Consider the following 13,786-nt stretch of genomic DNA (forward strand, 5'->3'; position numbering starts at 1 on the left):
TAATCACATCCCTACTTCTACCGGTACGTGAACTTGACCTAAAATTTCCAGTAGTATTTCTTGTTTTGTAGTTTTGATTTCACCTTCTATTGACAAAGTAAGTCTATGAGCTAAAACAAAAGGTGCCAAATGTTTGATATCTTCGGGAATAACAAAATCGCGATTTTTTAAGTAAGCATAACTACGTGCTGCTTTAGCCAAGGCGATAGTAGCACGAGGACTAACTCCAGTTTCTACATATCGATGAGAACGCGTTGCACCCGCTAAATCAACAATATATTGCAAAATATCTTTAGAAATAATAATGTTTGAAATTGATTTTTTTTGCTCAATCAATTCATTGAACGAGATAGAAAGATTAGTTGAACGTCGTGTACTTGTCATAATTTCTTCAAGTAATTGTACTTCATAATGTGATTCAGGATATCCCATGTTTAAACACATCATAAAACGATCCAGTTGAGCATCAGGGAGAGGAAAAGTTCCGGATGATTCAATTGGGTTCTGAGTTGCGATAACAAAGAATGGAGAAGGTAAGAGATATGTTTCTCTTCCGATAGTTACTTGTCGCTCTTCCATCGCTTCAAGTAACGCAGATTGTGTACGTGGAACTGCGCGATTGATTTCATCAATTAATACAATATTTGAAAAAATGGGTCCTTGCTTGTTCTCAAATTCCTGTGTTTTGAGATTAAAGAAGTCAGTACCAATGATATCAGATGGAAGTAAATCAGCAGTAAACTGAATCCGTGAAAACTTTCCATGGAAACTATCAGATATAGTTTTGGCTAACATCGTTTTACCTGTTCCTGGTACATCTTCTAATAAAATATGTCCATCAGCTAGCAATGCTGTAAAGCATAGTTCAACTACTTCTGGTTTCCCAAGATAGATAGTATTGATTTCTTTAAGTAGTTCTTGAATATGCATAGGTTTATCCCCCTAAAAATTCTTTCATTTCTTTAGTTAATAAATTAATGTCATCCGAATTTAATTTGTCGAGAGTAACTTCTCCGTAACGATGTTCTTCGTATACAAAATGATTTGTTGGAGAAAAGTGAATACGATTAAACCATTCTGAGAGTGTTTCATGTTCTTTTCTTTTTAGCTTGGAAGATAGTGATTCATTAAATGTAAAAATTAATTTGCGTAAACTAGAATTGAAATCAATTAATTGATTTTCTTCAGTATGTAATGGTTTCACTGTATGCATGGCAAGTTGAAGATCATCTACACTTTTTGAAAAACTAACAGAAGTATTCTGTCTTTTTTTACGTTTATTACGTCGATAGAAGTAAATTAAAATGATAGAAACAACTAAGGCTATAGGGATAGTAAAGGACTTAGTTGTTTTAACTAAACTTTTCGTATTTGTCCAAAGACTACTTTTAGAAGTATCTGCACCCGGGCTGCCTCCGCTTCCACCTTTTTGATTAGAAGTTCTTAGGTCATAGCCATCACCCTCAGGTCTTTTAACAGATACTCCAGTCGATTTTCGCTCAAAAAAGTCGAACGTGTCATATTTTTTTTCTGGAGCCTTAATATATGTTACGTAAGTATAAGCCGATGTAAATTTTATAATTACAACTACTATTAGAATAGTTAGTGTAAATATATACATTTTTTTAGCATTCATTGATGGATACCTCAAGTATATTAGTAAATACCAAAAAAGAGCATAGAGTATGCTCTTTTTTGATATTTACGGATTTTTGATTAGATGAAACATCCGCAGTTCTCAAATTTGTAACCGCCACAGTCAGTACCTGTACCACGATCGCGGTCATAAGAATATGTAGCATTGCTACCTACACCACCACAACCACTTTTATTGCGGCATTTGAAATCACGAAAAGTGCTTGAACATACAACAATGTATTGTGGACCATTATCCACTAATTTTTGGAAGAACTTAGTCATTTTTCTCACCTCCTTTCAAGTAAAGATATTAAATCTGAAAATTAGGATTAAGTGAAATATCAGAAAATTTTTTGTTCGCATCTACCTTAAAGTAACAAGGTGTTGAATAAAGAATTTCTCCCATATCATAAGTAGAGATTTTTTCGAATAAAGATACTTCTTCAAATTTAGAATGTAATTTTTGATATTTTGTATTGGGTTCAGTAGTTAGAATTAATAATTTTTTCTCAATATTGTTATTATGATCTAGTAGTTCACAGGCCTCTTTTAAGGACTTCTCACAAGCATTGCAAGTACTAGATACCCATACATAATATTGATCTGGAAGAATACTTTTTGAAACTGATTCTGGAAATACAGAAGAAACGTTTTTTCCAACTATATCCAACGGTATCATATCAGATAAGGAAAGGACAATAGGTAAATTTTCCTTAGAACGTTTAGATAATTTAGAAAAATTAAAAAGTATTGCGATATAAATAATTAAAATGATCAGAAAGAGAACAAGCATAGTACCTCCGAAACCTTATATTGGATTTCAACAATTAATATTGGCTATATATTGGATTATGAGTTAATATTTAACTGTTGTCAATATTCAAATTATTTAGGAGGTAATATGTTTTTTTTGTTATTCCGCTATTTCGATAAGAATATCATTAAACTGATATTCGGAAATATTCTTTTAGGAATATTTCCGGTTGCAGGTGTATATCTTTTTACAAAGATTGTTGAGATTGTAACTGAGCATCAGTCTCTGGACTCTTTTATCCTGTATTCATTTTTATTAATTTTAAGCATTGTAAGCGGTCCAGTTATAAATGATTATATGAAGATTGTTCTTTTACATCTTAATAAGAACATAAAAAAGAATTTTGTTGAAACATTGAATACCTATTATTCACAGCAAGATTTTTTATACTTACAATCACCAAAATTTCAAAATAAAGTATCGATCATAGAAGGATTTGATCAAGAAATTTCAGGCTTATATCAGACTTTCTTTTCTATTATTAGAAATTTGATTACATTATCAGGAACTCTTTTGTTAGTGTTAAGTTTAAATATTTTCATTGTATTATCTGTGTTGATTGCGAGTATCTTGTCGATTGCAGTAAACCGTTACATAGGTAAGCTTCAATTTGAACAAACGATCGAATTGTTAAATGATACAAGAATGAATGATAAGTTATTGTCTGAAATGAAGTTCTCAAAAAACCAACCACAAATTTACTTGAATAACAGCTTTAAAAAGTTATTTAAAATATGGGTTGTACATTATGAAAAAATTACATCTATAAAAGCTCAACAATTAAAGAAACTTAGTCATTTTAACATTTCTACTGAAATGATTATGACAAGCAGTTTTATTTTTATTTGCTTCTTTATTTGGAAATCTGCTACGTTTTCTGCAGCTAAAATTGTATTGATTCTTCAAAGCATGAATAACTTTCAGTCCTCAATTTCACAGTTAGGTGATAATTACGTGGAATTAAGAGAGTTTAAGAATAGAACTAGGTATATTGAAGAGTTTATTACTCATTTAAAATTAGAAAGTACAGATATCTCTTCGAAAAAAGAGTCATTACCTGAAGACACTATTTTAGAAGAAAATATACATACATTTAGCTTGCAGCGTTTAAATTATGCTTTTCCTAATAAAGAAATATTGAAAGTTGAAGAACCACTTACGATTAAGAGTGGAGAAATATTTACGCTACAGGGAGCAAATGGGGAAGGCAAAAGTACTCTTTTAAACTGTCTGACTGGGATTTATGATTCTAATATTCAAGTTAGTCTCAACAATAACTATTTATTAGACAAAGAGACTTTAAAAAGTTTTATGCAGAAAAAAGCTTCAGTGCTACATCAATGGAATATAAAAATGGTCGGAGATTTTCTACACAATTTATTAAGTAGTCACGATTCTGTGTTACATAGCGACTTTAAACTGGTAAATAGTTTTTACCAACAATTTGAAAGTGATTTTTCAAAAATTCTTGATTTAGAATTTGAGGATGGTATTGATCTCTCTGGTGGTCAGTGGCAACTCTTATTTTTAACCAGAACTTTATTGAAAGAGTGTGATGTCTATATTTTTGATGAACCTTCTAATCATCTAGATGACCAGAAAATTAAAATGCTTATTCAAGATCTCAATTTATTAAAACAACGAGGAAAAATTGTGTTTTTAATTTCACATGATCCAAGGCTAAAAGAAATAACTCCTCATTGTTATGAATTGAGGAACAAAAGAATAAAATTACTAACTAAAAGTGAGGTGTCCGTATTTTGATTGATTTCTATTTTTCTACTTTAATCAAAATAATATTTATAACATTGTTTTTCTCAGCAGGACTGAGTAAAATTTCTAAAAAAAATTATTATGCGACCATTTTGGGAGATATCAATCCCATGGTAAAATCGATTGGGTTTAAAAATCTTTCACAAATCGCTGTTTTATTTGGAATAATTGAATGTATATTACCAATCATTCTTTTGTTCTATATAGAAGCAAATTTTTTAATTCTATCTTTGTTAACGCTTTATACGTTATACATTATTTTATTCGCTAAAGAAAAATGCGAATGTGGTGGTGTTATGGATATGATCAATATTCCTAAATCTTTATTGTTAATTAGGAATATAATTTTGATGGGCATAAGTTATTCTCTTTTTCATTTAGAAACGTATAGTTCTACTGGCTTTAACTTAGTCATTTTAGAATTAGGATTTACTCTTATACTTACGACATACGCGTTAAAATACGCAAAACAAATTTTAAACTAATAATCATAATCATAATCATGTTAGGAGAAAAAATAATGAAAAATACAGTCTTATACTTAATCTTTGCTACAGTATTGCTTATCCAATCAGGAATTATTTACTTTTTAATGAAAACACTACAAAATTTAGTCAAACTTTCGAAAGAGAATCTTACTTATAAAAATCAAGCTTTAAATGATATGGAATTAGGCGATATTACTTTTAAAAATTCTAATAAAAAAACGATTAAACTGAGTGAACTAAATACCGTGAAAGAAGATTTATCATTTATTTTTCTGTCAGAAACATGTGTAACGTGCAAAGAAATTTTTAATCAACGCCATTTACTTCACGTTAATGTAAAAATTGTCTTCCCATCGAACTACAGTGGCGACATGGATAATAATGTCTTACTTAGTGACGATGCTTATAGAGCTTTTGATGTTAAGACTACACCACAATTATTAATTCTTAATAAAGAATTAAAAGTTAGACAAACACAAATAATTTATGGGGTAGAAGAACTAAAAAATATGCAGGAAATAAGCTGATTATCTTGCAGTAGGAATTAGAAGGGATAATTTTAAGTAATGCCTTTTGAAACGACTAATTATTAAAGTCGTTTCTTTTTTGTATACTCTCTATATTTTATTTAAAAATATGTGTATCTGTGGTGAACTGCTTTTATTAAATGTAGTTAAAGTAATAGAAAACTCTTAACTGTCTTGAATCCAGAATTCTAACGGACCCAATCCAGTTAAAAGACCTGAGCATTATTCTTCATGATAGAAACGAATAAATTGCTGAAACCATGATAGAACTTGTCGAAAACCTTAAATTTATATAGATAGTAATTAATTAATGCTCGTTAGATCATTTCTATCGAATCGGTATCAATATATTTATCGATACGGACGATTTTGGATAGTGCCTCGCAGCAGAATATGCGATGTATATTGAAATCCGCACGAATGATGTAAATTTTTTACGCATACATAGATATCATTTATAGACATTGCTCTAATGTCCAGCAAGGTAGTGACTATCTCATCTTGAATGTAAGTAATTAGATGATAATCACCTATGGTATAACGCCATTCATCAGGCACAAGTTGGCAGAATCACCTCGAGTGTCATCGTTCCTCTGAGCCAGGCTGTTGGAACAACTGGCATATCCATCGAGGTGGGTATCAAATTCTTTTAGTGACAGGTGGCGAAGGATGGTATCAGGAAGAAGGGAAAGAAGCCCGTTTTCTAACGTCTGGAGATGTGGTCGTCACACAAGACGGAGTAAAGGACTGGCATGGAGCTTCTAAAAATAGTTGGTTCCAGCATATTGCAATCACAGCTGGTTCACCAGAATGGTTGGAAGTGGTATCCGATAGTCATTACGGTAGACTAAAATAAGTGTATTTACTGATTGCTTAACTTAAAATATGTTTAATTTGTGAGACTGTATAAAATACTTGTTTGTACTAATTCAATGAATGAATCTGTAAAACCTGCGTTTGCATTTCGATGTCGAAATACAAACGCAGGTTCTATTTGTCTTATTTACGTAAAAAACGCTATTTAAAGCATATTGATAAAAAGATGAGTTAATAGACTTTAAATTATGTAATAGACCAACTAAATACACATTTGTGAAAGACTAATCATTTTTGTATACATAATGGTCGTTTTTCATACAGTATTTCTTATCCTTATAAAAAAATCCTAAAATACAACATTAAAAGTTTGTATTTCAGGATTAGAAAAATTTTCTTATTATATTGGATCATATTATGAATATGGCAAATGAGTTGCATCAGTTACAACTGATTCCATGAAACTATCTAAAAACTCTTCTGTAATTCCTCGAATTCGTCTTCTTTGACATAAAGAATAAAGTTCTTCGACTGCAGAATATGAGAAAAATCTTGTATTTAAATCTCTGAACTGTGGTCGATTAGCTTCACGGACTACTTTCCCACGTTCTTCGTCTGGAGCAACTATTACATAACGAGTATCTCGATATGGTGGGATATGATCGTAAAAATTCTTCATGCGAGTCAACCCGCTTGTTACACCCGTACTATGTTCAACCTCCATAACAGCTGGCATTAATCTCCCATTCTTAAACCAAATACAATCAATTAGGTGAGCTGATCTAACGGCACCTGCGTGAGGAAAAATCATATTTTCGGTATCAAGTGATTTTACTACACTCGACATTTCAGAAATTCTGCGATTATTATACAAGATTCCTCTATCATTTTGAGCTATCCATGTTCTAAAACCTAACTGTTCACCAATTCTAATCAATGCCACTTGAATTTGTGAATGACGACGTTGTATATCAATGTCATCTATTTCAAATTGGCTCTGGGTATTAGTAATATCAATAGGATCATAATAAATTGCATTACTAGGAACTTCAGAGATAATGACAGCAGTTTCAGTTTCTGCAAGTTGACCAAGAGGATGCGGATTATCAGGCATCCATACTAAATGTTTATGTCCTTTTTTGACTTTAGCTGAATTTCTACCTACATTATCAACTCTACCTGGTTTACAATGATAAAACTGAGGAGTGTGTGCTATAAGAGATTCTAAAACAGATCGAGTGTTGTAACTTGCTCCAAGAATTCTATCGAAGTTTATTGGATTGTTTGGAGTAAATGCATTAGCAACCCTTTGAATCATTTGAGAAGAAATAGTTACAGGTGCTGAAGTACTTGAAGATTGACCTTTAGCTGGATTGTAACGCTTAATGCTAATTGGTCCTTCAGGTAAAGTGACATCAACAATTTCAATTACACCTCTTGTCGCACTGTGTATATAGTTATACTGTTGGTTCCTTGGTAATTGCGATATCATTGTTACCAAGTTCCTTGCGGTAATCTGATTCATGATTGTCCTCCAAAAAATCCAGTATTGTTTTAGCAAGTCCAAGAGATGCTAAATAAGGCACACCATTACCTACAGTTTTAAAAGCGTTAGACAGAGTAATGTCTTGTGGCAACTCAAAGTCTTTAGGCAGAGACTGAATTGCTAGTGCCTCTGCTATCGATAACCTTCTAGCTTTGTAGGGATGAAGATGCACTTCATTATTTCCGTATGCAGCTGTAGGTGAATATCTCCAACGATGGAGTCTTTTATAAGATTTTTTAGAATCGTCGCCTTCATCGATAACTTTAAATTTAGCCAAACCGGAACGTGGTTGGAAGTACTGATGTGAATTTGGGTGATTTAATACATCGTTTAGATTAAACCAATGCTCGACAGTTAGTTCGCTAGGTATGCCTTTTGGACAAATAGATTCAGAATTTTCCTTGAACTCGTTAGTAGAAGGAAAAGGGATACTTTCTATTTGATCCATAGTATATTTCATGTGTTTTTTCCAAGGAAATTGACTTTCAGGAATATTGTTATCATTCAAATTTTTAGAGTAACCGTTAGAGTCCAAGAAATCCTTATGAAAACCGATTAAAATTATACGTTCTCTTTGTTGCGGAACTCCATATTCTAATGAATTAATCAATCTTTCTGTAGTTACATAACCACTGGAATGAAGTTTTGCTTTCATCTCTTCATAAAAAGCACGATGTTTTTTAGTCCTCCATAAACCTTTGACATTCTCAAATAAGAAAAATGACGGTTGCTCCTTACAGATTAAATCAATATATGTTCCTGTCAGCTTGCCATTTTCACCTTCACCGCCTCGATTCTTACCACCTACAGAGAAATCGGGACACGGTGGTCCACCAATAAAACCAGTAATATTCCCGTATTCTTTTTGTTCAAGAACTGCACGGTTTAATCCTTCTAAGTTATCCGGATTAAGTAAATCAGTAATATCTCCTTCGTGATAACCATAATGAGGAGTTGGAAGTTTTAATGATTGTCTTGAATATTTATAACACTCCATAAAAGGTTTATGGATTTCGTTTACATAAACAATATCAAAGCCACCCATTTCAAAACCTAAATCTAAAAATCCACTTCCAGAAAAAAATGAAAAAATTTTGTGATTCATAAAAAAACAACCTCTCTATTAATTAGCTAAACCGAATATATGTTTCTAATTCATCATAGTTTACTAATCTTTAAAAGTAAATTTTTCACTGATTAGATGATTATTCCTCTAATCCGAACTTATCCGCATATATGCCTTGAGGTGCGAATTCTAAACGAATATTTTCGTTGTTTGATTCACCTTCAAAGGTCCAAAAATTTGAAACATCAATGAACTCTAATTCCAGTAATAAATGCTTTTCTTTTATTTTTTGAACAACATCTTCAGTCATTTCATAAACCGAGGAACCATGCGCTTCTAAATTTCCAGAAGCGACTTTGATATTGTTTTTAAACAATGTATAGTGCATTAATTGCTTATGCATGTCACAACATCCTTTTCTAATAATATTTATACATATACTTTTGCGTTATTTAATTAATTAGAGTAGAAATGATTAAAGATATTCTTCTTTGAAAATAAATAAACTTTGAAATATACTATTTTACTTTTTTAAACAAACATGAATGAACGATTAATTCTAGATATCTCGACGATGTCCGATTTCAAGAATCAAGATCACGACTTTTTCGTCCTGAATGTCAGCAATCAGACGATAGTCGCCAATGCGATAGCGCCATTCACCCGAGCGATTCGAGACCAATCCTTTACCATGAAGACGCGGATCATCCGTCCCGACCAGATTCTTCTTGATCCAGGACATGATGATCCGCGCTTGTTGGGGATCCATCTTCTTGAGAGACTTTTGAGCTCCTCGCTCAAACTCTACCGTATATGCTGTCATTCTGAATCAAGTTCCTTCATCATATCATCGAAAGAGATAGCTTCTGAGTTTTTACGGTGTGCTGCCATGGAATCATGATAGAGTTGTAAATCGATTTCGTCTTCGATACGGTCGAGGACAGCATCGCGAACAAGCGTAGAAATCGTGATGTTCTTTGCTTTCGCATATTCCTTGATGAGTCGTGTATCCTGATCATCCAGACGTACGGAAATGGTACTCATGATTATCAGCTCCTTTGTAATACATTGTAATACAAACTAAGCTTTTAGTACATAGAATTGAGGATAATGATTCAGAAAAATATTCTTTGCAAGATGAAGTTCAGCGGCTAAACATCATGAATGAGTACGATTAGATGAAAAAGTAGATTGAAATCATGTTCAAATGGACCAGAGCGGGACCGCTCTGTCTGATGAAAGGGATCGAAAGCCGTCCTGTTTCCGTACTCTAGCTCGCTCCTCGTCGGCGCAAGGGCCATCAAAAAAAGCCGCTGCCGTTCCTCGTCTTCCTCCGCGTTTTGGCTCAAAGCAAGCTTTTCGCTCGCGGGCTCCGGAAGCCTTCGTCCCGGTGCGCTATTCGCTTTTTTTGATCTTTCCCTGCGGTCACCCTTGCCCCGTCTCGCGACGCTCGCTGCGTTCCCGTCAACAGGACGGCACCGTGTCGGACTGCATCTCACTCGCGAAAGGAGCTTTTCCATGAAACTGACCAAACTCGTTGAAATCACACGTATCCGCCAAGAGGTCCGGGAACCGGACGTCCCCCTCGAGACGACGCATATCACGTCACCAGAGGACGCTTTCCTTGTCGCCAGACGCTTCATCCAGGACGATGACCGTGAGGTATTCCTTGTCATCCTACTGAACACGAAGAACCGGGTCATCGCCGTTCACCGGGCGCATGTCGGGAGCATCAATTCGAGCATTATCCACCCTCGTGAAATTTTCAAGTCCGCTATCCTCAACAATGCGACGTCGCTCATTGTCAGCCATCAGCATCCGAGCGGCGACCCGAAGCCGTCCCTCGAGGACATCGAGGTGACGGAACGCTTGCAGGAAGTCGGACGCATCATCGGTATCAAATTGCTTGACCATATCGTCGTCGGGGCAGGAGACGATTATGTCAGCTTAAAAGCCCAAGGATTGCTTTAAATTTACCCTTCAGCGTAGACAGGTGGGACACTCCCGTCCTGTCCGCGCGTAAAGCATGGACGAAAAACGAATCCGTTTTTCTTTGAAAGATGTACAAGCAGATACGGAATGGATTTGTACCAAATCCAAGTGAGGAAAGAAGCCCGCAGTGGACGAATCCACTGCGGGCTAGAGAGGCTTCGAATCGTCTGATGTCGATTCGTGAGAGGTGCTGGTTGTTGAGGAAGCGGTCATAGAAGAAGTAGTGGAATTGCTGTCGGTGTACGTATGTACATCTTTTATCTTTGAGTGGATTATCCTCTGTTCGTTTCGATTTAGTTTGTATGTGTTAGTAGTGACAAGAGAAGAACTTTCGGGCTCATGCGTGAGGCTGTAGGCTGCGTAGCAGCAACATCCTCATCGCACCGCTGCCTTCCTGCCGGATCGATAACGAGAGTTGCGACTCACTAGCGTGAGGCATCTCTACGTTCCTGATCCTTGCGACGGAAGGCACGGAGCGTGATAAGACCAGAAAATAAGTTTAGGAGTCTCAAACTGATTTAATCTGCAAGTACCAATTATGATGGGATTCCTATTCTAAATGATTCGCCGTATTTTAAAGAATGAAGTGGAAATAGTCCTAGATTCGTCCTTAACTCCTTCGTTGGTTCAACTATCGTCGTGCTTATCTCGATTAAACGGATTCGTAAGATATCCTTCACGATTATATGCTGTGTTCAAGCAAACCAAAGAGGAGTGACGAAAATGAATACAACTTTGGAAAACGAAGAGTCTAGAAAATGGATGGACATGGTGGAGCACTCGCAAAAAGTGACTATCATTGATGCACAAGTTCGATTGGTACGAGAAGTAGATGGTTCGATCGAGCATGTGACCTGGTTCGTTGATGTCGATATACTGCTCGCTTTTATTCAGCAACACTATTTGGAACAGGCCCGTTAAAGGTCTGTTTTTTTATATGTTTCTTGTTAAAAGATGCGACCTATCAAGAAAAAATGATAGGTGGGAAATATACCCATTATTCTCCTGGTATTCACGGTATACTGAAGATAACTTACAAATCAGAAATGGAGCGATGCAAGATGAAGAGAAAATGGATGGGCGCCAGTCTGGTACTCGCAAGTGTGGGCTTATTGGTAGGACCGTTACAGAGTGCGGAGGCCGCGACTCCGAAAATTAAGGTCCATTACATCGATGTTGGACAAGGTGATGCGATCTACATCAAGATGCCGAGTGGTGAGGATATCGTCATGGATGGTGGTAACAAAGGGAAAGGCGATGCACTCGTCGCCTATCTGAAGAAGCAGAAGGTTGGTGACATCGAGATGCTGATCTCAACGCATCCGGATGCCGACCATATTGGTGGACTCGATGAGGTACTTGACTCATTCAAGGTCAAGAGTGTCTATGCCCCGAAGGTCAAACACACGACGCAAGCCTATAAGGATTTCCTGCTGGCCGTCAAACGCGAGAAGCTGACGATCAAGACAGCGAAAGCAGGAGTCTCGCTTCCGGTCAAAGGCGTCAAGGCGCAGTTCGTCGGACCGGTGAAGGATTATGCGAACAGTGATTTGAACAATTGGAGCGCCGTGTTGCACGTTGCGTATAAGAAGAATACGTTCCTGTTCACAGGCGACGCGGAACTGAAATCGGAGCAAGACATGATCGCGAAGAAGAAGACGTTGCGTGCGGACGTCCTCAAGGTCGGGCATCATGGGGCGAAGACATCAACAAGTGCGACGTTCCTCAAGTACGTCAAACCGAAATATGCCGTCATTAGCGTTGGGAAGAACGCTTACGGACATCCGACGAACGAAGTCGTGACAAACCTGAAGCGGGCGAAGGCGACGATGCTACGGACGGATAAGAATGGGACAATCGTCTTTGAAGGGAACGGATCGTCCTACACGATCAAGAAGTCAAAATGAGTAAGCGTAAAGGGATCATCGATCGAATTGAAGGAAAGTGGGTCGTCGTCGAGTTCGACGACGGGATGCGGGACATCCTTATTTCTCGCTTTCCCATGACGGTTGAATCCGGTGATGTCATCTGGATCGATGAGTACGGTCATATCGAAAAGGATGACCAAGAGCGGCAACGACTGTCAGACGAAATCGATGAGTTGATGGAAGAACTATGGGAAGACTAAAAAGGAAATGAGCTGAAGCAGATGAATAAGTTAGGACAAGCGGTCGTGATCGTTGGGCTAGGGTTATCACTCGTTGGATGCGGTACACAAGAAACGATAGAAGATCCACCTAAAAAAGCAGCGAATCCGACTGAAAAGGTCGAGGTAGCGGAAACGAAAAAAGAGGATGTTTATTTCAAGGACGATACTCTAAAAATCGACATGGCGACAGTCAAGATCCTCTCGACAGAAGTGCTTGAGCCAAGTAAAGAATACTTCCGCGAGAAGCCACAACTCGTCTTCACATACGAGACGACAAATGATAGTAAGGAACCATTGAATGGAATGACCACGTGGATTGCCTGTTTCGAAGCGACACAAGAAGGAACCGATACGATCAATAAGTTAGAGGTAGGCATGACACCACAAGAAGAGAAGTATGCCTCTTATTTAGAACATCAGCTTGATGACATCAAACCAGGGGGTACCGCGAAGGGAGTCATGGCTTACGATATCGATGATCCAAAAGCGGTCGTCACATTGAAAGCAACTCAAGGAATGGCGGGAAAAGAGCTTGGTGAAAAAAAGATTGAATTGAAATAAGCAGATGAATAAAGGGAATCCCATTGAATGAAGGAAGGTTGATGAATATGGAACAAACACTCACAGAGGCACAAGCACTTATTCTAGAAATGGAAGAAAATTTTAAACCGTATATGATCGTAGGTGTTAAACAACGATTGGATATGGAAGAGATAGTATCCACATTTGAAGCGTATCTTCAAACACGGAAGTTGGATCGCTCTGGGCATCGGATTATTTCAAAATTCAGCTTTGAACAGTTTATTTTACAGCAGAAATATTTCAAGTAAGCAAAAACAGCAACATCGCTTTTTTTTTTAAAGCGATGTTGCTGTTTTGTTTTATCCCTTTAAGATAGTAGCTGCTTTCTTTTCTGCTGTTTCTTCATCCGACCAATCCATCTCAGACAGCATACTCGCTTGAACCTTTTCGATCTG

The 13,786-nt window shown here is 36.5% G+C and carries 18 protein-coding genes and 1 pseudogene; 10 read left to right on the forward strand and 9 right to left on the reverse strand.

Features of this window, described 5'->3' with window-relative positions:
• Window positions 1-3: 3 nt before the first annotated feature.
• From A0126_RS18915 to A0126_RS18930, 4 genes are all read right to left on the reverse strand, one after another.
• Entirely contained in the window at window positions 4-930 is a 927-nt protein-coding gene (locus A0126_RS18915; RefSeq protein ID WP_088838350.1) for an AAA family ATPase, read from the reverse strand.
• A 4-nt stretch (window positions 931-934) separates the two neighbouring features.
• A complete protein-coding gene (locus A0126_RS18920; protein WP_088838351.1) occupies window positions 935-1,636 on the reverse strand; it encodes a hypothetical protein in 702 nt (233 codons plus the stop codon).
• A gap of 80 nt (window positions 1,637-1,716) precedes the next feature.
• Entirely contained in the window at window positions 1,717-1,920 is a 204-nt protein-coding gene (locus A0126_RS18925; protein ID WP_088838352.1) for a hypothetical protein, read from the reverse strand.
• Between the two features lie 28 nt (window positions 1,921-1,948).
• Window positions 1,949-2,431, reverse strand: a complete 483-nt coding sequence (locus A0126_RS18930; RefSeq protein WP_088838353.1) for a hypothetical protein — start codon at window positions 2,429-2,431, stop codon at window positions 1,949-1,951.
• Window positions 2,432-2,539: 108 nt separating this feature from the next.
• On the opposite strand from A0126_RS18930, the gene A0126_RS18935 reads away from it, so the two are divergent.
• The 4 genes and pseudogenes from A0126_RS18935 to A0126_RS19690 form a co-directional block, all read left to right on the forward strand.
• Window positions 2,540-4,216, forward strand: a complete 1,677-nt coding sequence (locus tag A0126_RS18935; RefSeq protein WP_088838354.1) for an ABC transporter ATP-binding protein — start codon at window positions 2,540-2,542, stop codon at window positions 4,214-4,216.
• Window positions 4,213-4,710 carry a MauE/DoxX family redox-associated membrane protein gene (locus tag A0126_RS18940; RefSeq protein ID WP_088838355.1) on the forward strand — a complete coding sequence of 166 codons (498 nt, stop codon included), beginning with the start codon at window positions 4,213-4,215 and terminating at the stop codon, window positions 4,708-4,710. Before A0126_RS18935 ends, A0126_RS18940 begins: the two co-directional genes overlap by 4 nt.
• A gap of 35 nt (window positions 4,711-4,745) precedes the next feature.
• Complete coding sequence (locus A0126_RS18945) at window positions 4,746-5,240, forward strand: hypothetical protein (protein ID WP_088838356.1); 495 nt, start codon at window positions 4,746-4,748, stop codon at window positions 5,238-5,240.
• Between the two features lie 595 nt (window positions 5,241-5,835).
• Window positions 5,836-6,096 (forward strand): annotated as a pseudogene (locus A0126_RS19690) (cupin domain-containing protein); the annotation flags it as partial.
• A gap of 375 nt (window positions 6,097-6,471) precedes the next feature.
• Here A0126_RS19690 and A0126_RS18955 read toward each other — a convergent pair.
• From A0126_RS18955 to relB, 5 genes are all read right to left on the reverse strand, one after another.
• A complete protein-coding gene (locus tag A0126_RS18955) occupies window positions 6,472-7,557 on the reverse strand; it encodes a restriction endonuclease (protein ID WP_088838537.1) in 1,086 nt (361 codons plus the stop codon).
• The gene (locus tag A0126_RS18960; protein WP_088838358.1) at window positions 7,514-8,707 is read right to left on the reverse strand and encodes a DNA cytosine methyltransferase; all 1,194 of its coding nucleotides are present in this window, start codon (window positions 8,705-8,707) and stop codon (window positions 7,514-7,516) included. The genes A0126_RS18955 and A0126_RS18960 overlap by 44 nt, the downstream gene beginning before the upstream one ends.
• A 100-nt stretch (window positions 8,708-8,807) precedes the next feature.
• The gene (locus tag A0126_RS18965; RefSeq protein WP_088838359.1) at window positions 8,808-9,071 is read right to left on the reverse strand and encodes a hypothetical protein; all 264 of its coding nucleotides are present in this window, start codon (window positions 9,069-9,071) and stop codon (window positions 8,808-8,810) included.
• 156 nt (window positions 9,072-9,227) lie between these two features.
• Window positions 9,228-9,491 (reverse strand): type II toxin-antitoxin system RelE family toxin, encoded by a 264-nt coding sequence (locus tag A0126_RS18970; RefSeq protein WP_088838360.1) that lies wholly within the window; start codon window positions 9,489-9,491, stop codon window positions 9,228-9,230.
• The gene (gene relB / locus A0126_RS18975) at window positions 9,488-9,712 is read right to left on the reverse strand and encodes a type II toxin-antitoxin system RelB family antitoxin (protein ID WP_088838361.1); all 225 of its coding nucleotides are present in this window, start codon (window positions 9,710-9,712) and stop codon (window positions 9,488-9,490) included. Before relB ends, A0126_RS18970 begins: the two co-directional genes overlap by 4 nt.
• A gap of 474 nt (window positions 9,713-10,186) precedes the next feature.
• Between relB and A0126_RS18985 the strand changes: the two genes are divergently transcribed.
• The 6 genes from A0126_RS18985 to A0126_RS19010 all read left to right on the forward strand — a co-directional run bounded on the left by A0126_RS18985 (window position 10,187) and on the right by A0126_RS19010 (window position 13,639).
• Window positions 10,187-10,639 (forward strand): JAB domain-containing protein, encoded by a 453-nt coding sequence (locus A0126_RS18985; protein WP_088838363.1) that lies wholly within the window; start codon window positions 10,187-10,189, stop codon window positions 10,637-10,639.
• Window positions 10,640-11,383: 744 nt separating this feature from the next.
• Window positions 11,384-11,581 carry a hypothetical protein gene (locus A0126_RS18990; RefSeq protein WP_088838364.1) on the forward strand — a complete coding sequence of 66 codons (198 nt, stop codon included), beginning with the start codon at window positions 11,384-11,386 and terminating at the stop codon, window positions 11,579-11,581.
• Window positions 11,582-11,721: 140 nt separating this feature from the next.
• Window positions 11,722-12,567 (forward strand): ComEC/Rec2 family competence protein, encoded by an 846-nt coding sequence (locus A0126_RS18995; protein ID WP_088838365.1) that lies wholly within the window; start codon window positions 11,722-11,724, stop codon window positions 12,565-12,567.
• Window positions 12,564-12,788: a DUF3006 domain-containing protein gene (locus A0126_RS19000; RefSeq protein ID WP_088838366.1), complete on the forward strand. Its 225-nt coding sequence runs from the start codon at window positions 12,564-12,566 to the stop codon at window positions 12,786-12,788. The genes A0126_RS18995 and A0126_RS19000 overlap by 4 nt, the downstream gene beginning before the upstream one ends.
• Before the next feature lie 21 nt (window positions 12,789-12,809).
• Window positions 12,810-13,370: a DUF5067 domain-containing protein gene (locus A0126_RS19005; protein WP_088838367.1), complete on the forward strand. Its 561-nt coding sequence runs from the start codon at window positions 12,810-12,812 to the stop codon at window positions 13,368-13,370.
• Window positions 13,371-13,417: 47 nt separating this feature from the next.
• A complete protein-coding gene (locus A0126_RS19010) occupies window positions 13,418-13,639 on the forward strand; it encodes a hypothetical protein (RefSeq protein WP_088838368.1) in 222 nt (73 codons plus the stop codon).
• Window positions 13,640-13,786: the final 147 nt, after the last annotated feature.

The sequence above is a fragment of the Exiguobacterium sp. N4-1P genome (genome assembly GCF_002214325.1).

Coding starts and splice junctions, on each gene's coding strand:
- A0126_RS18935 (WP_088838354.1), top strand. CDS start 2,540: ATGTTTTTTTTGTTATTCCGCTATTTCGATAAGAATATCATTAAACTG.
- A0126_RS18930 (WP_088838353.1), bottom strand. CDS start 2,431: ATGCTTGTTCTCTTTCTGATCATTTTAATTATTTATATCGCAATACTT.
- A0126_RS19000 (WP_088838366.1), top strand. CDS start 12,564: ATGAGTAAGCGTAAAGGGATCATCGATCGAATTGAAGGAAAGTGGGTC.
- A0126_RS18960 (WP_088838358.1), bottom strand. CDS start 8,707: ATGAATCACAAAATTTTTTCATTTTTTTCTGGAAGTGGATTTTTAGAT.
- A0126_RS18995 (WP_088838365.1), top strand. CDS start 11,722: ATGAAGAGAAAATGGATGGGCGCCAGTCTGGTACTCGCAAGTGTGGGC.
- A0126_RS18965 (WP_088838359.1), bottom strand. CDS start 9,071: ATGCATAAGCAATTAATGCACTATACATTGTTTAAAAACAATATCAAA.
- relB (WP_088838361.1), bottom strand. CDS start 9,712: ATGAGTACCATTTCCGTACGTCTGGATGATCAGGATACACGACTCATC.
- A0126_RS19005 (WP_088838367.1), top strand. CDS start 12,810: ATGAATAAGTTAGGACAAGCGGTCGTGATCGTTGGGCTAGGGTTATCA.
- A0126_RS18985 (WP_088838363.1), top strand. CDS start 10,187: ATGAAACTGACCAAACTCGTTGAAATCACACGTATCCGCCAAGAGGTC.
- A0126_RS18920 (WP_088838351.1), bottom strand. CDS start 1,636: ATGAATGCTAAAAAAATGTATATATTTACACTAACTATTCTAATAGTA.
- A0126_RS19010 (WP_088838368.1), top strand. CDS start 13,418: ATGGAACAAACACTCACAGAGGCACAAGCACTTATTCTAGAAATGGAA.
- A0126_RS18990 (WP_088838364.1), top strand. CDS start 11,384: ATGAATACAACTTTGGAAAACGAAGAGTCTAGAAAATGGATGGACATG.
- A0126_RS18945 (WP_088838356.1), top strand. CDS start 4,746: ATGAAAAATACAGTCTTATACTTAATCTTTGCTACAGTATTGCTTATC.
- A0126_RS18925 (WP_088838352.1), bottom strand. CDS start 1,920: ATGACTAAGTTCTTCCAAAAATTAGTGGATAATGGTCCACAATACATT.
- A0126_RS18970 (WP_088838360.1), bottom strand. CDS start 9,491: ATGACAGCATATACGGTAGAGTTTGAGCGAGGAGCTCAAAAGTCTCTC.
- A0126_RS18915 (WP_088838350.1), bottom strand. CDS start 930: ATGCATATTCAAGAACTACTTAAAGAAATCAATACTATCTATCTTGGG.